Annotated in this window: 20 protein-coding genes; 2 read left to right on the top strand and 18 right to left on the bottom strand. The window is 43.0% G+C overall.

Going from position 1 to position 20,491, the window contains the following annotated elements; genetic code table 11:
* Nucleotides 1–76: 76 nt before the first annotated feature.
* The 5 genes from E4K68_RS21220 to E4K68_RS18015 all read right to left on the bottom strand — a co-directional run bounded on the left by E4K68_RS21220 (nt 77) and on the right by E4K68_RS18015 (nt 6,310).
* Nucleotides 77–946 carry a hypothetical protein gene (locus tag E4K68_RS21220; RefSeq protein ID WP_243450437.1) on the bottom strand — a complete coding sequence of 290 codons (870 nt, stop codon included), beginning with the start codon at nt 944–946 and terminating at the stop codon, nt 77–79.
* A 261-nt stretch (nt 947–1,207) separates the two neighbouring features.
* The gene (locus E4K68_RS18030) at nt 1,208–1,951 is read right to left on the bottom strand and encodes a hypothetical protein (RefSeq protein WP_135380306.1); all 744 of its coding nucleotides are present in this window, start codon (nt 1,949–1,951) and stop codon (nt 1,208–1,210) included.
* A 660-nt stretch (nt 1,952–2,611) separates the two neighbouring features.
* Nucleotides 2,612–3,700 carry a Ger(x)C family spore germination protein gene (locus E4K68_RS18025; RefSeq protein WP_135380305.1) on the bottom strand — a complete coding sequence of 363 codons (1,089 nt, stop codon included), beginning with the start codon at nt 3,698–3,700 and terminating at the stop codon, nt 2,612–2,614.
* Nucleotides 3,697–4,719, bottom strand: coding sequence for a GerAB/ArcD/ProY family transporter (locus E4K68_RS18020; RefSeq protein ID WP_243450436.1), 1,023 nt, complete (start codon nt 4,717–4,719; stop codon nt 3,697–3,699). The genes E4K68_RS18025 and E4K68_RS18020 overlap by 4 nt, the downstream gene beginning before the upstream one ends.
* Before the next feature lie 103 nt (nt 4,720–4,822).
* On the bottom strand, nt 4,823–6,310 hold the full coding sequence (locus tag E4K68_RS18015; RefSeq protein WP_135380303.1) for a spore germination protein: 1,488 nt from the start codon (nt 6,308–6,310) through the stop codon (nt 4,823–4,825).
* A 753-nt stretch (nt 6,311–7,063) separates the two neighbouring features.
* On the opposite strand from E4K68_RS18015, the gene E4K68_RS18010 reads away from it, so the two are divergent.
* Together E4K68_RS18010 and E4K68_RS18005 are read left to right on the top strand one after the other, a co-directional pair.
* On the top strand, nt 7,064–7,951 hold the full coding sequence (locus tag E4K68_RS18010; RefSeq protein ID WP_135380302.1) for an abortive infection family protein: 888 nt from the start codon (nt 7,064–7,066) through the stop codon (nt 7,949–7,951).
* A gap of 157 nt (nt 7,952–8,108) precedes the next feature.
* The gene (locus E4K68_RS18005) at nt 8,109–8,846 is read left to right on the top strand and encodes an HNH endonuclease signature motif containing protein (protein WP_135380301.1); all 738 of its coding nucleotides are present in this window, start codon (nt 8,109–8,111) and stop codon (nt 8,844–8,846) included.
* A 127-nt stretch (nt 8,847–8,973) separates the two neighbouring features.
* Here the strand turns inward: E4K68_RS18005 and E4K68_RS18000 are convergent, their stop codons facing one another.
* The 13 genes from E4K68_RS18000 to E4K68_RS17950 all read right to left on the bottom strand — a co-directional run bounded on the left by E4K68_RS18000 (nt 8,974) and on the right by E4K68_RS17950 (nt 20,486).
* On the bottom strand, nt 8,974–10,599 hold the full coding sequence (locus E4K68_RS18000; RefSeq protein WP_135380300.1) for a recombinase family protein: 1,626 nt from the start codon (nt 10,597–10,599) through the stop codon (nt 8,974–8,976).
* Nucleotides 10,600–10,667: 68 nt separating this feature from the next.
* Nucleotides 10,668–10,784, bottom strand: coding sequence for an SHOCT domain-containing protein (locus E4K68_RS21700; RefSeq protein ID WP_348982875.1), 117 nt, complete (start codon nt 10,782–10,784; stop codon nt 10,668–10,670).
* Between the two features lie 283 nt (nt 10,785–11,067).
* Nucleotides 11,068–11,562, bottom strand: coding sequence for a phage holin, LLH family (locus E4K68_RS17995; RefSeq protein WP_135380299.1), 495 nt, complete (start codon nt 11,560–11,562; stop codon nt 11,068–11,070).
* A gap of 266 nt (nt 11,563–11,828) precedes the next feature.
* On the bottom strand, nt 11,829–12,578 hold the full coding sequence (locus tag E4K68_RS17990; RefSeq protein ID WP_135380298.1) for an N-acetylmuramoyl-L-alanine amidase: 750 nt from the start codon (nt 12,576–12,578) through the stop codon (nt 11,829–11,831).
* Between the two features lie 154 nt (nt 12,579–12,732).
* Nucleotides 12,733–12,990 (bottom strand): hypothetical protein, encoded by a 258-nt coding sequence (locus tag E4K68_RS17985; protein WP_135380297.1) that lies wholly within the window; start codon nt 12,988–12,990, stop codon nt 12,733–12,735.
* 54 nt (nt 12,991–13,044) lie between these two features.
* A complete protein-coding gene (locus tag E4K68_RS17980) occupies nt 13,045–13,296 on the bottom strand; it encodes a hypothetical protein (protein ID WP_135380296.1) in 252 nt (83 codons plus the stop codon).
* 38 nt (nt 13,297–13,334) lie between these two features.
* A complete protein-coding gene (locus tag E4K68_RS20495) occupies nt 13,335–13,478 on the bottom strand; it encodes a hypothetical protein (protein WP_158291467.1) in 144 nt (47 codons plus the stop codon).
* A gap of 11 nt (nt 13,479–13,489) precedes the next feature.
* The gene (locus E4K68_RS17975; protein ID WP_135380295.1) at nt 13,490–17,533 is read right to left on the bottom strand and encodes a hypothetical protein; all 4,044 of its coding nucleotides are present in this window, start codon (nt 17,531–17,533) and stop codon (nt 13,490–13,492) included.
* 388 nt (nt 17,534–17,921) lie between these two features.
* A complete protein-coding gene (locus E4K68_RS17970; RefSeq protein ID WP_135380294.1) occupies nt 17,922–18,143 on the bottom strand; it encodes a hypothetical protein in 222 nt (73 codons plus the stop codon).
* Nucleotides 18,140–19,234, bottom strand: coding sequence for a DNRLRE domain-containing protein (locus E4K68_RS17965; RefSeq protein ID WP_135380293.1), 1,095 nt, complete (start codon nt 19,232–19,234; stop codon nt 18,140–18,142). The genes E4K68_RS17970 and E4K68_RS17965 overlap by 4 nt, the downstream gene beginning before the upstream one ends.
* A 67-nt stretch (nt 19,235–19,301) precedes the next feature.
* Complete coding sequence (locus tag E4K68_RS17960) at nt 19,302–19,661, bottom strand: hypothetical protein (protein WP_135380292.1); 360 nt, start codon at nt 19,659–19,661, stop codon at nt 19,302–19,304.
* Between the two features lie 100 nt (nt 19,662–19,761).
* Entirely contained in the window at nt 19,762–20,112 is a 351-nt protein-coding gene (locus E4K68_RS17955) for a hypothetical protein (RefSeq protein ID WP_135380291.1), read from the bottom strand.
* 14 nt (nt 20,113–20,126) lie between these two features.
* On the bottom strand, nt 20,127–20,486 hold the full coding sequence (locus tag E4K68_RS17950; RefSeq protein ID WP_135380290.1) for a DUF6711 family protein: 360 nt from the start codon (nt 20,484–20,486) through the stop codon (nt 20,127–20,129).
* Between the last annotated feature and the right edge of the window lie 5 nt (nt 20,487–20,491).

The following is a 20,491-nucleotide window of genomic DNA, read 5'->3' as shown; positions in this document are numbered from 1 at the left end:
TTCTCAATATCCCATCGTGCTCTTATTATTTTAAACAATGTCTTAAGTGCCATATCCATACAAGTCGTTACAATCATTATCGGGTGCGCTTCTTGTCTTTATGTTTAATCGCAAATTTTACAAAACGCAACGGTTGCGCCACGTTGTCCATAGTAAATGTTGACTCATAAACCACAACTTTCTCAAACCCTTTTTCGCTCTCCCAAACATCAACGGCCTCCGACTTATTTACCCTCTTTTTGACTAACCGCAAACTGTTATTATTATTGTTTTTTGCTCGAACAATTGCATCAATGCCCAGACTTTTGCAGTGGTTAATCCAGATGGAATTACAGGCCAGGGCATCATAAACTACAACATTAATTAATTTTCTATGACTTTTCACGACGCTTGAAATCAACCTTTTCCCTACGCTCAATTCCCCTTCATCCTTTGTAACAGCATCTTGTCCAGGTTTGTACATCTCAAAGCCAATAACCAATTTGGGACCCATCCCTACCGTTGACATGACAGCGCCACTATGGAAACAATGAGTCGTTTTACCTTTAGTATTTTTCAAGCATTCTGAACAGCTTTTCTTATTGCTCCCGAAGAATTTTGTTCCATCTATTGCGGCCACCATATATCCGTCAATGGTTCCGTTTTGAAAAGTCTTGTTCTCAACTGCCGTTTTAACTATGTGTTGATTGATTTGTTTTAGTCCGTCGATATCCATGACTTTAAGGGTATCTCTGATAGCATCAATCTGCGGCAACTTTGTTCCTCGGGGGAATAGTTGACTAAACTCATGATTCTTGATCATCAAACTTAGTTCGTTAAAGCTCTTTATCCTGAGCAAAAAACCAAAAAGCACAGGCAAAGCAACTTCGCCTGTGCTATAAGTGGGGTTAACTCTTCCGTCAGAAAGTTTATTCAAACCACGATCGATGTGGTAAACATTTTTCATGTACCTTACTAATTTTGCAAAGTAGTTCTTTCCCATTTCATCCTCTCTTCCCCTCTAATTTTAGCAGGAAGAGAAGGCTGACAAAAGCATAAAAAACTCCGAATTTGATACACTTTGAAATTGGTAAAGATACCAGTGAAATCAATGGGTTGACTGTGGTTAAGGCTAAAGTGCTGGGTATATATACTATTCTTTTATTTTCAGTCATTGCAAAACCTCCGAAATTACGGGTTCCTTGACAAATTGAGAATCGGATCTTCTCTAAAATAAATGCCACTTATTAAAGTACTTCCACAATTCATCAGCATATTCTGATTTTGCAATGCTTTCCGCTCTTTGTTCAATTTTATCTAACGCAATTTTTATGAAATTCTGACTTCTATCTTCGTTGGAATTGCTATACAAATCAATTTTTAACTCTTGGTCTAGATAACTATTTATAAGGAAATGTTTACGAGTGAATTCATCCCAACTTTTAAAGCATCTGAAATACTCTCTGTCATATCCATCAAACCTGATTTCTGTATGTACCATTTCTAAAAAGCGATCCATATAATCGCCAATTGGATTAATCGCTTTATTTAACTTTCCTTTTGTCGTTCGCCCAATTTCCATTGGAAGAATCCAGAAATTGGCCAAGCAATGATATTTGCTATGATAATTCCGTAAATATTCCGGCCATTCTTCCTTAGCCGTTCTTTGCACACGAGATTTTCCTGCTCCAGGAGTAATATTCGCAACGGTATTAAAGCTGTTCATTGTATCGCCAGCATATTCATTATTCCGCAAATAACCATTATGTTCTAAGAGCGGCTTGGAATTTAAAATATCTTTATATACAATTTCATAAAAGCCTACTGCAAAATCAGACATATCTTCATCAGTAGTTGAATAATATTTTTGACCTGACAGTATTTTATTATTTTCACGTGAAATTTTATCTTGTTTCTTATGACAACAAATTGGCATTAATAATATCTCACATATTTGGTCTGTTTTTCCCACAATAATCTCACCTTACTTATACACATATTTGGTTAATTCATTTATTGAACTGCTTAATCTCCCTATAAGAGTGAATTCATCTTTCCATTAAGCTGCAACATGACTAATAAACATCTAAGCATATTTCAATAATGTTGGTTAGCCTATTCCGCACAGTTTTATCAACTCAACCTTAAATAATCAATGTTATCCACCAAGTCCTTCTATTTCAAGGATTTTCACGCACTCACTCTTTTACCCACGACATCAATACTACGGTCTTAACTTGGGAGAACCACCAAACACATCAGGCACACAGGGGGGGGGCGTTTTTCATTAATTTCCACACTAAAACGCAAAAACCCTGCTATTTCCGCGTATTTGTGCGTAAAAGTTAACCCCCCCTAATAAAAAATTCCCTTGAAACATTAGTCCAAGGGAACATAAAACACTCTTTCTATTTATCCCAAACCCTGAAAACCGCTGATACCAGGCTACTTCCGCTCTATCACCACGACTGTCTCAACGTGCACCGTCACGCCAAAAGAGCTATATTTTATATAGTTATATTGCCGTTACCAGGGTGCATGGGGTGGGCGATTTTTCGGGTTTGAAAACATATAAGTTATCTCACACTCTTGTCAATACAATCTAAATGGGTATACTCGAATTGTCCATATCTTATCTGTTCATATTCTTCATCGTTTGTAAGTTAATTTGATAATCTACATTAATTTTCATTTTTTCCCAAGCACTTAACCATTTCTCTTCACTAATCGGTTGTGAAAAGGGGGCAAGTGAGTGAGTTCCTAGTTGCAAAGGGTCTACTTTCCACTGTTGCATATTATCTAGCAACGTTGTTGTTTGTTTTTTAAAATAGGATTCTATCTCTTGATTAAGATCTGCTAATTCATCACTGTCAAATATATTTTTATCTCCCCGGTACTCCTCAATTCTGCCATCTAGTTTGACCTTGATTGAGATCGACGAATAATCCGGAACCAATTCTATATTAACCTTTGAGTGAATTTGACCTAAAGTGACCATTAAAGACGGTATTGCTAAAAGTTTAAGGTAATAATCATTATCGAGGAGTTGGAGAATTTGATCATTCATGTCACTGATGGTTGCAACTAATCTATCATCCCTGAAAAAAGCAGTTCCATCATAAACGAAATTTTCTTTGTTAACCTTATAAACAGGCAGTATGGGATTTGAAAATGGAGTGTACAACCGTTTCATGAATTGATGCAAATTGGTCACCGTGATTTCACCTTGATTTTTAGTATCATAATGTTTAAGCATACGATAAAGAAAATAGTCCAAGTTTTCTTGTTTAACTACTTGATTACTGATATAATCCTCAAAATTTCCTTTAACAATCACAAGATATAACCGTTGAGAGATATCCGGATCTGTGAGAAGGGTATCAATTATCGGAAGGATTCCTTTTCGGGCAAGATCTTCTGATATAAAGACCATTCGAAGTTGTCCTAATTTCAGCTCGCGATAATAAATTAAGTTAAAGTCCTTTCTGCCCTGTTTTAATAGATCGACTTGCTTGGTGAGCAGGCTCTTCTTCTCATTAATTAAGGGCGGCACCATTGTGCTTATTCTCAATCGTCCTTCTTTTCCATCCTGGATAGACCAGAAAATCACAGGAGCAATTTCTTCAACCGTATTGTTATCGACAAAAAATGGGGAACATCCGGTCAACAGTACGACGCCAATTGTTAAAAAAACAAAAACGACCCGTTTTATATTCGTCATGCCTTAAAACACCCCTTTAGTTTGGTGGCCACTAGAAGGAATGTTGGAACTAAAAAGTAGGTAAATGCCCCTACCCCAATCTGAAGATTCATCCAAATGTTCTGCTCTCCGCCAGATTTCCAGAACCACTGATTGATTATTAAGCTACTTACAAAAATAATGAGTAAGCTTGCCGTAAAACCCTTTAGGGTGGTTTGTTCCTCCCCTTTTCCCATGAGTATTCGGATAGCCCCGTAAAATAATAGCATGAGGATAGAATTAACAAATACGAGAACAAACATATGTAGCGAGATTAAAACTATATCAATTCGTTCATATGCGGGAAATTGCAAATACCTGATCATATCGAGCACAGGAAATCTTGTTTTATCCAAGTAATTTGAACCAAAAAATAATAACGCAGCAGTAAATAAAAGCAAGTATTCCAAGGTAGAAATGGTATTCGCAATCGTTAAATATTTTAGCATCTTTTGTTTTGGACTTAGCCAAGGAGCTAAATACACCAGCATTTCAGGCCCTGACATCGATGTCCAAACTAACAACAACCCACTCCAGGAAATTCCCGACCAATCATGAGGTATCAAAGGATATAAATCATGCAGAGATGCAATCGGCGGAAAGAAAAAAGGACAGAATATTATTAACATCCAAATCGTACTTAAAAAGACAATCACAACGAAACGTATTGTTTTCTCCATTCCTTGAACGGCAACGTAAAAACAGACCAGGAAAATAGAAAGAAGCAACCAATTCGAATTCATCGAGGGGAAAATATATTGATGCACAACTTCCCCAACACCAAGTGTCAATACATCAATTTTCACTAATATTGGGAATAACCCCAGAAAAGTAAAAAAACGAACTGCATTTTTACCGAATAGCTGTACAAATCCTGGGTAACCTTTTGCATAATAATTGGATGAAAACAATTTGGCTAAAAGCATTAAATTGATTTGCGATAACAGTCCTACCCCCAAAATGCCCCAGATCATGTAGGGCTTAACTAAATATCTCGGCATAATAATAAAAAAGTATAGCATTTGCATACGGTTGACTATCATCATTGTATAAACACCGCTAAAGGTAGATGACTTTTCAAATAACGAGGATGGAGGCAAGTAATCATCTCCTTCGACTGTATCGCCATTTCTGTTGAGGATGTAAATATTCTGGGCGTGTCTTAATCCAGCGTAGAGGGGCACGAATGAAAAGATCCTTCCAATCATTAATATGTAATGGAGCTACAGGTGCAAAGTAAGGCTGTTTAAGCGATGTCATTCCATTAAGATGCGCGAGCAATCCAATTGTTCCAAGTACCATTCCGAAAATGCCCAGGACAGATGAAAGAAATAAAAAGCCGAATAAAAGTAGCCTATTGGCCTTAACCATAAAATAATTGGGAACCAAAAATGAAGCGATGGTGGAAATACCTACTGTGACAATTAACACCTTGCTAGCGAATCCGGCATCTACAGAAGCTTGTCCAATAACAATACCACCGATTACGCCTAAAGTTTGTCCTGTCTTTGTCGGCATTCGAAGACTTGCTTCAATTATGATTTCAATAATGATTAACATTAGAAAAGCTTCCCAAAATGGTGTAAAAGGCATTTTGCTTCTAGATTCTAATAACACAAATAACACCTGCAGAGGGAACATTTGGTAATGATGTGTGTTTATCGATACATAGAGCGGTATCATAGTAATCGAAAGAACAAAGCTTATATATCGAATCCAACGCAAAAAACTTCCAACAAGCCAACGATGGATGTAATCGTCGGGAGAGATAAAGAGATCGAAAAATGTGATTGGCGCAATTAAGACAAACGGGGTATTGCCAACTAAAATCGTAAGTTTTCCTGCCCCCAAAGCATAAACACATAAGTCTGGACGGTCTGTCTGTTGGAATTGAGGGAAGATGCTATGCACGTTATCTTCCATAAACGCGGCAACTTGGGATGAATCTAAAAATATATCATAATCAATCGTGTGAATTTTATCTTTCGCAATCGAAACCAATTCGGGATTCGTTAAGCCTTCAATATACATGAGGATAATGGGTGTTTTCGTTAGGGAACCAACTGTGAACATCTCCGTCTTAAGTGAAGTCAACGGTAGACGCCTTCGAATCAATGTAATATTTTGTTCTATTTGCTCGCTAAAGCTGTCTTTTGGTCCATATAAAATAGTTTCTATTTCAGAGGATTCAATGGAACGGCTTAATGGATTTTCAAGTTTAATGGCAAACCATTGATCCTCACTACAATCATGAAGAAGTATCGATCCCCCCATCAATTGCTTTTGTGCCTCATCTAAAACACTGACTTCGGATACTTTACAAACGCTAATCCATTCATTAATGGAGGCAGGAGAATGATGAATCAACGGTTCAATAATAGCCTCATTTAAACGTTCTTGGTTAATTAACGTTCTTATATACAGAAGTGTAACCCGTTTTTTGGGATTAATTTGATGCTCAATAATTTCTACATCATCCATGTTCGCCACTAATTTTTTGAGGGCATCTAGTGTTACAGCTTTATTTTGAACCTCATTGTAAGGTTTATGTTGTTCATGGTCGCTTCGACTCTTCACTTTTCTCCAAAACAAATGCAACCACCACCTTATATAGTAATTAAGGTAAATTCAGTAAGCCTTTGGCCAGTGGTATTTATAATAGTTTTACATTGATTCAATCAAACGAGTGGTTTTAATAAATCGTTCATCCTCGTTTTGATAAATAGCACATGTATTCCGTAAATTTAATCTCCTGAATTGTACCCTGACAACTGATTCCGTACACTTGTTACAATCTAACAAGGCCTCCTTTCCAATCTAATTTATAATAACCTAACAATACTTCATTTATCCGCAATGGAAGCAACAGGTCTTCCAGTAGTGAATCCCTGCTGTTTATCGTTTCAAGGAGTTTTACAATCGGACATGTGCATCCCTCTCTTAATCTACAATCCTATGTTGTGGTATGCCCAGGCTGGCACTATCCATCCCCCAAGGATTAGACGTGAGCCAAATAGGAAAAACCCGAAACAAACACCATAGTAAATCAACGTAAGCGAGAGGAAAACGGACTTTCGCACTTTGTATTAAAACACGCTAAATGAGCCAGAAAAGCAGAAAATGAAAACGGGTCAAATTGGCTGTCAGAGAGGAATTTGGACTAAAACGGAGAATGTTGTTTTGATAAACTTTACGAAATGTGAGTTATAGGACTCAAAGAGTAAAATAAAGGTAAATATTACATTGTTGGCGAATGGTTTCGATGTGCTTAAAATAGCCGCAAAGGCCACGCCGTCTTTGCGCGGATGTTTAACGCTATATAGAACGTAATATTTAGGAGAAATAATGATGAACGAATTATATAAATTGTTAAAGAACAAAGAAATTATATCTATTCTTGACGGGGATAAAACTTTTGGACAAATCAATGATGTTCAAATTTCAATGCCATACTTAAGCGGGCCTGATTTATGCGCTCTTTCAACTACTTTTGGATTGCCGGTAGAGTATGGTTGGAATGGTGGGGCGCTAAGTCGTTGGATGTATTTAGATAATTTGCTAGAATATTGCATTAATAATAACAAAATGCAGCAACTTCTAAGTTGCTTATTTGCGAAAAATAAATTCATTGATAAACTAAAAAATCTAACTACAGAAGAAATTGAGGAAACATACGCTGAAACAGTAAATACTCTTATTAAACAAATTAGTGGGATATTGTATTTTAGTGGGAATGAATTTACTCTAGTTAATAAACAGTTCATTGTGAAACCGATAAATGCCATTGTTGAAGTTGAAGCACCCACAATTAAAGTGATTGACAGCGCTTATATTAAAGGATTGTCAGAAAGAGCATTAGTGGACATTGATAATTCAAATTACGATAGTGCTATTACTAAATGTAGGACCTTATTAGAAGAAGTATTTTGCTATGTAATAGAATTAAAGAATGAGAAACCATCTGAAAATGGTGACATTGGATCGTTGTATAAACAAGTAAAGGATTTATACGATATGCATCAGTCGAAAGATATTGATAAAAGAATTAACATGCTACTATCAGGTCTTGAGAAAATATTAACAGCAATATCACAAATGAGAAATAATGATAGCGATGCACATGGTGTTGGAAGTAAAAGAATTAGGATTCAAGATCATCACGCAAGATTATTTCTTAATGCATCGATTATGATGTCAGATTTTATTTTGGCAGTAGCATATAGGAAGGATTAATGAAAAGTTTTAAAATTTCCAGCGATCTTGAAGAAGGATATTAGTAGATCGAGGTGCGGCCAAATTACTTAACACTTCATTCCCATATTTGAGAGGGTATGAATGAGTAACCAGACTTCGGGAACTACGCGGACGTTTGCAATTAAGAGGTGAACTTATGGCTATAGCTGATAAAGTAAGAAAAATGTTATGGGGTCGTTCGGGAAACCTTTGTGCTATCTGTAGACATGTATTGGTAATTGAGGCGCCCCCATTTGATGTAGATTCGGTTGTGGGTGAGGAATGTCATATTATTTCTAGACAAGAACATGGGCCAAGGAGTGATCCGACATTTGACAAGAACCTTATTGACTCATACGATAATTTGTTATTACTTTGTTCTGTTCACCATAAAATGATTGATGACCAGTGGGAAACTAATACGGTTGATGTTCTGCGCAAAATCAAAATTAATCATGAAAAGTGGGTCTCAGAAAAACTTGGTGACAAACCAATGAAAGCCAAAATTAAAAGAATGGATGAAAGTATTCCAGAATACCTCGTAAGGGTCGAATTAGGTAAAGAACTTTTTAAAATCTTATATGAAGCGCATTCATATGGGTTCGATAACGATGAGCTAAACACTGAGGATGAAGTAGAATTTGTAGGTAGTTTCTTTCAAACTTTACAGAACTATGGGGAGCTCAGTTCAGACTTTGAATCTTATGATAGAGTTAGAGTATGTTTTGAACTGACAAGTGAGATTAATAAGCTTGAACATATGGGCTTTTGGGTGTTTGGTGGTATAGAAATTCAAGAGTTGAGAGGCGGAACTTATGAACCGTCAAATTGGAAAGCAGCAATTGTCATAGTATTAAGGGCAACAAATAAGTCAATTTTAAAGAAACAAGTTTAAGCTTTCTTTTGCCAGCACGTCGTACAACTTCATATTCCCAAAAACTCAGAAGAATATTGTTGCAGTAGCAGACCTCGGGAATCCTCACGGGACGTCCTAGAAAAAACCACCTCTTTTGGGGTAACTTTCACTTCACTACCTCCTCTACCCTCATCCCACTCTTCAACTCAAAAACAAAATGCGTTGGCGTGAGAATTTCTATCTTCTCAACCAACGCATTAAATATTTCTTCGTCGAACTCTTCAAGTAGTGAATCCCTGCCGTTTATGGTCTCTAGGATTTCGTCAAACCTTTGTTTCAACCCATCCTTTGATTCTATTACCTTATCTTGCTCCAACCTTTTCTTTCGTACTTCCTCCAGTTCTTCAGATATGCTTTTGTACTCCTCGTTATAAACCTCAGCATCGACGCCATTATTCACCTGAAACCGAATGAGCCTCTTCAACTCATTTTTCAATTCCTCAATCCGATTATCCAAGGCTTCAGTCTCTCTACTATCTGGCCTTTGCAAAATAATTGTTTCAATATTCTCAGTCAACGTCTTTATAAAGCTCTGCTTGTTTTCATAGATTCCGTTGAACATCCTTACAAAGGCATTCTTTAAAACAATCTCGTCAACGGCCTTGGCTCCACAGGCATCCTTACCGTCCATTATGTAAGTTTTGCACTGCCAAACAACTTTCTTCGATGTATTTGTGCTGTTCCACTGTCGTCTTTTAAAAATGTTCCCGCAGTTCCCACAAAAAACTATAGCACTGAAAGGATATTTGCTACTATATTTATGCCTGTCACCAACCAAATTTCCCCTTAATAAGGCTCTTCGTTCCTTCTCATCCTGAACCTTATCAAATATCTCTTTAGGTATGATCGGCGGGTGGTTATCATCGACCATAAATTTCTGCGCCTGGCCCTTATTGGCCTTGCGTTTATGATTAAGGAAATTAACGGTTATAGTCTTTTGCAAAAGAGCTGCCCCATAATACTTCTCATTTTCCAACATCCCGCTTATGGTTGAATCCCACCATTTTTCGTTTCCAGTCACAGTTTTTATTTTATCCTTTGTTAACCCTTTGGCGATTGCATTGTAGCTTTTCCCTTCAAGGTATTCCCTGAATACCCTGCGTACCAGATCCGCTTGTTCCTCATTTATTACAAGTTCCCCATTGTCATTTTTATCATAGCCCAGAAACCTTGTGGTATTGACTAGCACTCTGCCACTTTCAAACTGTCTTAGAATCCCCCATTTCGTAACATCTGACTGATTTCTGCTACTATCTTGTGCCATTCCGCTAAGAATGGTAAGCAAGAGTTCACCACCAGAACCAAGGGTGTCGATATTTTCTGTTTCAAAATAAACGGCTATTCCTTTGTCCTTGAGCTTCCTTACAAAGTGTAGGCAGTCCTCGGTATTGCGAGCAAACCGACTGATTGATTTTGTAACAATCATATCTATTTTTCCAGCCATGCAATCATTAATCATTCTTAGAAACTCGGTTCTCTTGGTTGTTGTCGTTCCCGAGATCCCTTCATCTGCATAAATATCGATCAAATCCCAATCCATTCTATTACTAATGGTATCCGTATAGTGCTGAACCTGTGATTCGAAGCTCGTTTCCTGCTCTTTCAAATCTGTGCTTACCCTGCAATACGCGGCTACCCGTTTCTTTGCCCCTAGTGCGAACCCTTTAACCACCTCAACAGGTTTTACAGGAATGACCGTAACAACCTTCTTGACCGCTGAATTTGAAGCCATAATGTCCCCTCTCCCTTTTCCTTTATATTCCTTTTATGGTGACATGTTATAATTGCTGGGGACACTAATCAAGTCAAAAAGGACTTCTTATTTTCTTTATCTATGGCCTTAAATTCTTGATCGGTTATCAGATTCTTAGATTTAAGCAAGTGCAATATATGCAAACTCAACAGATAATTAATCACTTAATTTCTCCTCCCAAAAATGAAGGGCTCGCCTCTTCGGCAAGCCCATTAATTAGACACTCTTTAATAGAAGGAAACTTAGTTAAAAACTAAAAAAGGCCTCTTGGTCTATTATCCACACTTGGACCAATCTCCGGTTATACATTCCGTACAACCTCCAACCCGGATGAGTTTATTCTGGCAAACTGGGCATTTGTTGTTCTCAATTAACCACGCTTCACACGGTTCCATGCAATAAGACTCTCGATTGCATTCAACACATACATTTTTTATATCTTTCATCTTAGCTTGCAACCTCCGTTGAAGGAGCGGCAACATTCACAGAAATGCTCAACTTGCCTAACTCTTGCTGAATCAAACTTACAATAGTATCCACTGGGACGTTCGACGCAACCTTACCCAATTCGTCTTTAACCAAATTAACAATATCATCTTGAGTAATAGCTGCCTCCGTTAGAGGTTGTAATTCTGCCTTAACCTTCTTATAAGCACTCTCCAGTAAGGTCTCCCATTGGGAGTCGGTGAAATTAATCCCGGCCTCAGAAGCCAGTTCTTTGGCTTTCGTAAGTGCGGAGTTATATTTAGCCAAGTCTTCAGTTATGCCGAGCTTCTTGGCTGCTTGTACGGCGAAGTTTACCGCCTCTGTGGCAATTCCAGTCGCTGTTCTAATTTGGGTAACGGAGAAATGCTGTTTAATATAAGCCACCATAAAAGCAAAAAACACTCCGATTAGTGCCACTACAATGTCCTGTAGGCCGTTAAAAATAGCTGTTTGCATGTTAAATTACCTCTTTCTTTAATTGAAGTTTAATGAGTATAACGAGAATGTCATTGTTGCAGTTTAACGAGGCGAAAGTCCACACAGTGTGGACTTGTTTCAAGCTATAGTTTTCACGAACAAAGCCTAATCTCGACGGGTTCCACACGAATTGCCAAGGCATATGTCTATGCCCTGAAAAATCAAAAGCCGCACACAAGGCGTCGTGGGGCCACACGTGCGGTCCCCATTTAGCGATTTCAGGCAAAAAATAGCCCTTCAGTTAATTACCCTAAATACTTCGCCACAGCAGCAGCTGTCGCATATTTGTCATTACCACTCAACAACACTTCGTTTGGATGCTTGGTTGTGGGTCCCCCGACAACAATTAATTGCTTAGCGCTCATGGCCTCAGCAGGAACGGAATGATCTGACGACCTTACAAAAATGGCACAGTTACCATTCTTGCCAGCTACATCAGTTCCCGCCCAATAGTCGTCCTTCGTGAATAATAAAACTGCAACGTTTAACACGTCGTTTCCCCCTTGCAAATCATCAAATAATCGCTCCCAAGGGAACCCTGTTCCCGGGCAGTTAGCCTTATTAATAGAGTCAATTCTATAATGACCAATGATATTGTCGCGGGTCACAGGAATACTTAGTGTCTCAATTAACCACCGATGTAAGGCCAGGGTGGCTTGGTACTGCGCCTCCGGCATTACATCCCAACTATTTCCTTCATGCTCAATACTGGCCGTATAATAATTGGGGTTAACCCCCGGAATAAGCAGGGTCCAACTCGGGTTATTCACTCCTCCGTTGGCCCACGCAGGGTTTTCCAGATTGACATATTGATGGATTTCTCCGTTCTTACCTACACCAAAGTGAGAGCTTACTTTACTTGCTGGATTGGCAAACCAAGAATCTGTCCCCGCCAGTGTCCCACTCATAATGTGATCGACAATCGCTAGGATTTTATATCCCTTGGGACTGCTGAAATTCGGCGACCCTTTCCAAATAATCGTTGGTTTTTCCACATAAGCACTCCTTTCTACTTAAACATTGCTACTGCCAGTCCCACGACTGTTCCTGACATAACGGGTAAAACAATAAGCAGCCACCCTGGCACTTGGCCTATAGTCGCTGCTTAGTCATCTATGGTTTTATCAAGGAGTTCAAAGTCCCTCCTAACTAACGTGCAACCAAATAAATAACAAGCCCTGTGGCAATTGTCATAAGCCCTGAAATCGTAAGCGCAACCAGCCACGTTGGGCGGTTTCGGGTAGCCTCTAATACATAATCCAGCTTGGCCTCAAGGCGGTCGAACTTTTTTCCAACTTCTATCTCTAACGAATTTAGTCGATACTCTTGTGCTTCGTTTTTGGTCTCTAATTTGGTCTGTAAAACTGCCAATTGAGTCTTGAGTTCAGTTTCCTGTGATTCTGTCATACCTGTCCACCCCTCTCTAACAAGATATGCGGACAGGTTATTTGATGTCCCTCCTTAGTGGTACGTAACTAAATAAACCATAAGACCCGTGGTAATCGTCATTAATCCTGAAATCGTAAGTGCAACCACCCACGATGGACGACTACGTGCAGCCTGTAGTACCAGATCCAGCTTCGCCTCAAGGCGGTCAAACTTCTTTCCAACATCAATTTCTAATGAGTTAAGCCGACACTCTTGGGCTTCGTTTTTGGTCTCTAAAACGGCCACTCTCGTCTTGAGTTCTTCTTGTTCGCCCATATTACCCAACCCTTTCCTTCCTATTAATAGGCATTAAAATAACCGCTCTAGGCGGTTTCTTCTTTTGGGTTAGCAAGTTGTGTTTGGAGATCTTCGATTTGTATTTCACGGACCGCGACAGCAGCCGCTAGTTCCCCGATCTGTGCCTTTAATTTGTCGATCATCCTATTGGCATCAATTGTTGCGCTCAAATGAACACCTCCTACGGTACTAATGCAACGCTGGTACCGTTTGCTTTGTAAAAATATAAGCTGCTGCCCGAAATATACAAGTAAGCTCCCGCCCCATTAGCAAGCCGCAGAATACCATCGCTTGTGTTGTTGAAGTTGCAGCCATAATCTCCGACATAAATCCTTGTCCCTGTTCGGGGGGATAGGTTGTTGGTATTAACTGCCCCGTTGACCGTCACGTCGTAGGAGAACGTCGCGGCTGCATATACGTCAAACCAGCCACCGCGCACTTCAATTTGACAATCTCCAGACCCCTTCAATTCGAGGAACGTACTTCCGTCGCCAGCGAGTCCCTGGTAATACTTCATGGTCGCCGGGATAGCGTAGTTGTATATTGAGGAACCGAACTGAATACCGTAGGTCGAGGTGTTTCCGTTCCAGATATTCGAGGCCACCTTGAGGTAGTTCTTCGCCTCAACCGTAGCGCCCGTGAGGTAGAATCCGTCCAAGGTCCCTACGGCGATCCGGTTCGCAGCGACTAATCCTGTGACAACATAATTCTGCCCCAGCACAGTTGTTAATTGGGAGTTGGTGAGGTAGTTGACCAGGGATGATGTCTGTGCGTAGCTCGTTAATGTAGAGCTTAAAGAGCTGCTGGTAACATAGGCCGTTAAATCCGGGGACCATCCTACGGGCAGCGCCCCTACTTGGCCCGCTGTTGGAGGGTTCGCGCCTCCGGTTCCCCAGGTAATCGTGCCGCCGTTAATCTTAACACCCGTCAGCTCGACGTACCCGGTATCATTCACCTTGAATACGGGCGATCCATTCCGGTCAATTTCGAGCTTGTCACTGTTAAAGGTCGCCGTGGAAACCCCGTCTGACCTTGCAATTTTTAATCCGTTCGCCCTGCCGATCGTCACTCCGTAGTAAGGTATATCCGGCTGCAAGGTCTTACCTAATTGGCTATTGACGAACTGTTTCAAGCTGCCCTTGTAGTCTGTCTCGCTACGCTGCGGAGAGTAGGACGGGGCCGTGATCGTGGCCTTGAGGCCGCCCTTGTAGGAGGACTTGTTGGTAAGTATCACAGAATTAAACGTCGTCCCATCCCGCTGCGTCACGGTTATCGGGGCTCCTACGTTGAGCGTCGGATTGCCCTTCCAATTCATTGTAAATGGTATATACGAGTACCCGTTGAAGGAGGCGAACACAGTATTCAGCATGGCCTGGGTCATATAAGGGTTGTAAATATTCAGCGTATGGTCGTCATCCCCGGTCCCGGCCGTTAGCGTTTCTCCGTCCGTGTTGTAAGTCAGGCATATTGCCGTATAGGTTTTCAGAGGGTTTGTCTGCTGCTCCGTGAAATAATCCGAGGCCAGGATCGGGGTCCGAGTCCCTCCTGGTGTGAACTTGACAAACGTGATCTGCTCCGTGTCCTTGGTTAGTCTTACGCTGGCCCCATGGGCCGAGGCAATATAGCCCAGCATATCGTGCATGGAAATGTCCAGGTCCTCGTAAAGTATCATATACGCCGGGTTTATAACGACACTTGAATCTGAGGTCAGACCTAGTTGCCCACAAAGCTCCGCGAACACCGCTGTCATCGTAGCTGGGTAGCTGAGCGATGAAACGTAGGTCTGCTGTGATAGGATGGTCTTGTCGTAGCAAGTGAACGTCCAGACGTTGTTTTGGTATCCCCTAGAGTCGATATAATACTTCCCGAGCGCGACCCAATCCGAGACTCCTTCGGGGCCCTTCAGCCGCACTGATGGAGTAACTGTGGCGTTGGACAGTATCGTGTCGCTCGTTCGGAGTGAGAGCGTCAGCTTGGATGAAATCACGGAGCCCAAGACGAAATCTTCCGAAGGTATGAGGCTGTCCTCAATGTCGAACGATATAACCATTGTCTTGTCGTAGGTTGTGCCATTTATAACCGCCTGGACCTCAAATTCTCGGTCTGGTCTGGCTAGAAAAAAGGGTAGTAATTTTACGACAAGTTCCAGGTTGACCTTCGTGGCTGGGGCCACGGCGGGATGGACACTTATGGCCACTTGCGAGACATCCGACGGGCTAATCTGCACCCCGACGCTGGAGGGTATAACGTACCGTGGGGCCGCCGCTCCTAGTTGTACTGCTGTGACGGGTTCGATCGACATACCAAGGTTTGTCGGGACCAAGATCGGGTAAAACACATTTTCCGCTTTGGAATAGCCGACCAGCGTGAAGCTGATCGAGCTATTGTCTGCGGGCTTTACGTGCTTCGTTAGGTCGCTCTTTGGTAGGTGTACGACTATCCCTTTTTGGATCGACAGTGCCACATTCGATGTGGTATCCGCTATGCTGATCGGGGTGAAGCTGACATAGGAATTAACCGCCAGCCCGACGCTTGTGGGCACAGTGATGGGCCCTTGGATGCTGCCCAGCTCTACCGTGTAGACGTTGTTGAGCGTCAACCCAACCGAGGCCGGGAGGATCGTCATGGCGGCCTGGGTCCTTAGTTCTACGGGAACCGCTGGTTCCGCAACGACGGAGAGCCCGACGCTGGCCCCCTGGGCGAGTGAAGCGTGCACTTCGACCTCTATCAGATAATCTGTAAGGGCGAAGTTGATCGAGTTATGGTCTAACGGCGCGGCATGGAGTTCTAGTGGCGTGGGTTGTAAGTTGATTACATGAACCAGCGCCAGCTCCAGACCGACGTTTGACTTTGACTTAATATTGGGCAGCGCGTACCACTCGGGTTTAATATCTACGGTCATTTGGGATCGGCCTGCGGCGGACTCTCCGCCGATCTCCATCGGCAGCTTGCTCAATGACAACCCGTAATAATCAACGTAGCGATAGGCTTTATCCCCGCCCCCGGCTCCGTCATTAAGTTGTCCGAACGAACCCGTGGCTATTAACAGGCCAGGCGGCGGGTCCGGTGGTGTGTCGGGATCACGCACAATTATCTCAAGTCCGTATTTGTTACAAAATGCTACATAGTCGTCATATGAGGCCGTGAAAACACCCGACCCGCTATCGCCCTCGTCTGTGAAGTTCATTTTCAGATTCATTCCATTAATTTGCCGGGTTGACCAGTTGGAATATTGAAAAGGAACTTCTGGGTCATCGCTTACATATTGGTCGGTGAATACCATAGGGTAGGTCATAAACGTATCCATGACTGTGGATGAGAAGGGGCCTAGTTCATTGTCCGAGGCCGAGTAGTGAATATTCCAGTTGTAGGATGGCTGATTAACTATGCCGTAGGTAGTCCCCGTGGTTCTTCCGGTTTTCATCACGACCATGCCCTTGAATATAGGCCCGCGATAGATGTCCTGCATCCGATATTGTCTGTTCGGACAGTACCCGCCTAGCGCCTGGGGACTATTGGCATAATACGCAAGTTCGGCATCGTTCAGCGCGGGCTGCATTGTATACTCAGCCTTTATGGGGACAGATGGGTGAAAGGTGAATAGGGCCGAATCGTTGTACATCGTAGGCTCTATAGGAATGAATTCTTCCATATTACCGACTTGATGGATCAGCGTGTCTGCTCCGTCGATCACCCCTGGCGCGTGAACAGGTTCGCCCTCTACATTGATCTTGATTTGTACGTCGCCTGGCGGTAGATCGGGGACCCAAACCACGATGGTCGAGTAGTAGTCGGTTATCCCATCGAAGTCGTAGGTTACATCCCAGGACTTAACTTTGGCCTCGACGTCGTTGAATAAGACTTTGCTTAATCCTTTTCTGCTACCTACCACCTGGGCGTTGATTGTGATAAGGTCGCCCGCCTTGCCCGTTGTGGGAGCCACGGAGTTTATATGCGATTTGCCGTTCGGGCTCCCGTAGACGCTTACATAATTACCATTAGCGTCCTTTAGCCAATAGTAATAGTCGCTCTGTCGTTTCCAATCCGCCGTCCAATAGTCACTGAAATATGCACCCTTGTAGGGCGTTCCGCCCGCCTGGACGGTAAACGTCACGGAGTTGTTCGTATCCTGGCGCGTGAACACTTGGTTAAACGCTGCTAGAACGTGATGGTTTGAGTGCCCAACGTGCTGCTGGAGCCTTTCACTCCAGAATATCCCGGACATGGTGCCGCCGCCGGGTAAATAGGTACGGCCCACCGACCGCCCTGGTTGAACAGGACGGTTGTATTGGGTCGCAAAAAGAGCAGGATTATACTTCGGGGTACTAATCGGGTCCGGGTTATTCGGGTCTACCTGGGGCTGGGGCATATCCCGTATCCCTTGAGCTAGGTGTCTTGGGGGTTGGCTGCCCCGACATTCGACAATGCAATCGTCGAGGTGCGTTGGTATCTGTAGCAAGACATCCGGGGTTATGGTGTCCACACACACTATAATTTTTTGGTTGTTTACATCGACCCCTATGCCGTGGACCCCTTCGATGGCGAGTATTTGAGGTGAATATTTATCTTTAATCGCTACTATTTTGTCATATAGTTCTTGGTAGATAGCTCCCTCACCTCAATTCTAGGGAGATGTCCTGGTTTTTCTTCTTCAACTCTACGACTGTAGATTCAATGTGGTGATTCATAGCAAGTCCTCTAACCACATATTCACCCTTGCCTTTAATACTAAAGGTTGCTACACCGTCCACAGTCTCTAGTGCTTGATCTCCAACCTGGACAACCCCCTTGATGGGCCTACCGCTTTTGTCGATTAGCTTAACTGTTATCCTCATGACGCTGCCACGGTAATATACGGTTGAGCGACCGACGAGTATATATCTCCGTTGGTATCCTGCTTGTAGCAGAAAACGTGATATAACCCCTCCGCGTTCACATCAACATCGTAGTTTCCAGAAGCGTCGGTCGTCGTCGTGAAGATGTTCGCTCCGTTGTCAGCGATCACTCTAACGTAAGCGCCCGCGACAGGGAGCCCTCCGATCGTAACCTGCCCCCGGAGGGCGAAATACTCAGGGACGATGACCTTCGGTGCAGCGATGACTGTGGATGTTGAGGTAAGGGCGGCGCTGAAGTAAATAATAGGCGGTGTGGTTATTGTGACCGAGACTTGCGATGTGGATTGTATGCTGGGGCTGATATAAACTGAGGCAATCGTCCCGAATTGGGCATTGACCGTGGATAAAGATGAAAGGGCCATCGTCGGGAAAAGTAACCGTGCCGGGATCGCGTTAAAGGCAACAGTCACCGTTGATGTTGAGCTTAGGCTGGGGCTGACCGTTACGGCCCCAGCGCCGTAGTCAATAACTAATTTAGGTCTTTTTGTTGCGTCTGTTGTGTAGTCACCTGAGTAGAAACTTTGTTGTGATCCTGTCACCCCGTCATATACGATTGGGTCATCGTCGTCTAATACAACCCCATTATTCGCGAAGCCGAGATTAACCCACCGATTAACAAGTGCCGTAATGTCATAATTCTTCCAACCAACACCGCTCGTCATTGTTTGAGATGCGTATTTAGTTGTTTCATTGGGTGGCACGGTGGCTCCTGTTAGTGTTACTGCATTCCAAGTTGCTGTTAGGGCCTTTGCAGATGTTGTAAAGGTTGGGACGTTGTTATACCCGTAGATACTTAATATCGCCGAGTTGATACTACCCGTGATCCCCGTCAGATCAAATTGGATATACGTTCGGTAATGGGCCACATAATATGACACTTCTGAGGTTTCTGGATCAGTCGTTTGACCGGGGTAGTTTCCAATCTGAAACATCGTCCCGGTCGCAGATGAAGGACTACCTGGGTTATATAGGGTATCGACGAAAGTGTCCTTCGCCACGCCAGGACCGGGTTGAATCGTTATCACAGCCATACTTTCCGTTCACCTCCTTTTTGGTTAGGGCAAGACGTATAATACAGCCTTGCCCCTTTGATACCCCTTAGTCTAGTGATATGGTCAGACCCGCTGCTGGGATTCTCACGGGTTGTCCGGTTACGGGCTGCAACTCTGATCCGGAAGCAATGACAAACCAGGCCAGGACTTTTCCCGTAGTGCCGCTCGCAGCATCGACGATCGCGATCTGGCTGATCTTGTTTGTTCCTTGGTCCACTAACCAGTTTCCGAAGTCAACCTGGGCGCTATTGGAGATAGTTCCTGCTCCCGATACTACCGTCGGGGCAGCCCAGGAGATTGCCTTCCGTGTATACCCGGTGTTTGATGCGACTTCGTAGGTTGCTGCTGTAGCTAGGGATGTTGTGTCGTCAATAGTGAACGCCCCGGCTGCTGGAGCCAATAACATTACATAAGTTGGGGTGTCGATGAATACCTTTTGAAGCGCGTTCTTTTCACCGTCGTTAGAAATTTGTCCTGCCATTTTATATCATCCTCCTAAATTTTAATTAACCAAATACAATCTGACCGATGGAAATGTTCGCGTACTCTGTGATGTCACCGATGGGCATGGAGCCCGCCGTGACGGTGATCGGGAATATCCCCCAGACATTGTTGCTGGCGTCCGTGAATTTCACATGTGTAGGGCTGCCCCAGCTCGTAGTGGTATCCGCCCATCGTTGGGCTGTGGTATTTCTTCGCTGCCCGTTCGCATCGATGGTGCCGAGGGATATAGATCCTTGGGCGTATCCGATCCCTGTGATAACAGTTCCATTGATGTCGCAGAGGTCCACTTTCAAGGTACTTGGGATGGTGTTCACTTGTTGGGTTTTGGCATATAAAGTCCAGCCTTCTGCCATGCTCTAATCTCCTTTCATTTTTCTGTAAGAGTTGCCTTCAATCCGGCCCACATGATGGTCCCGTTTTTGTTGTAGGCGAACGGCGTAGGCCGATTACCAACATAAAATGTTCGGGTCGAGTAGGTCCCGTCCATCGGGTCCGGGTAATAGAGATCAAAGAATATATCGCTCATGGATTTAAGAAGTTTTGACGTTGTAGCCCAATCCAACATACTCCAGGTCATTTCGACCTGTCTCTTCACGGCGACCCTGTCCCGGTTAAGGGTTCCGTCTGCGGCCCGCGTTGTGGAGTCGCCGTTGTCCAGGTCCATGGGCGTGACCGAGAACTCCGTGGGGTAGGCCGCAATCTCAACGCCATTAATTTTGATGATCATTTTCT

Origin of the sequence: Desulfosporosinus sp. Sb-LF, assembly GCF_004766055.1 — a bacterium.
Lineage (GTDB): Bacteria > Bacillota > Desulfitobacteriia > Desulfitobacteriales > Desulfitobacteriaceae > Desulfosporosinus.
Note: the sequence above shows the minus strand (reverse complement) of the source record. Positions and strands in the feature narration are given on the sequence as shown.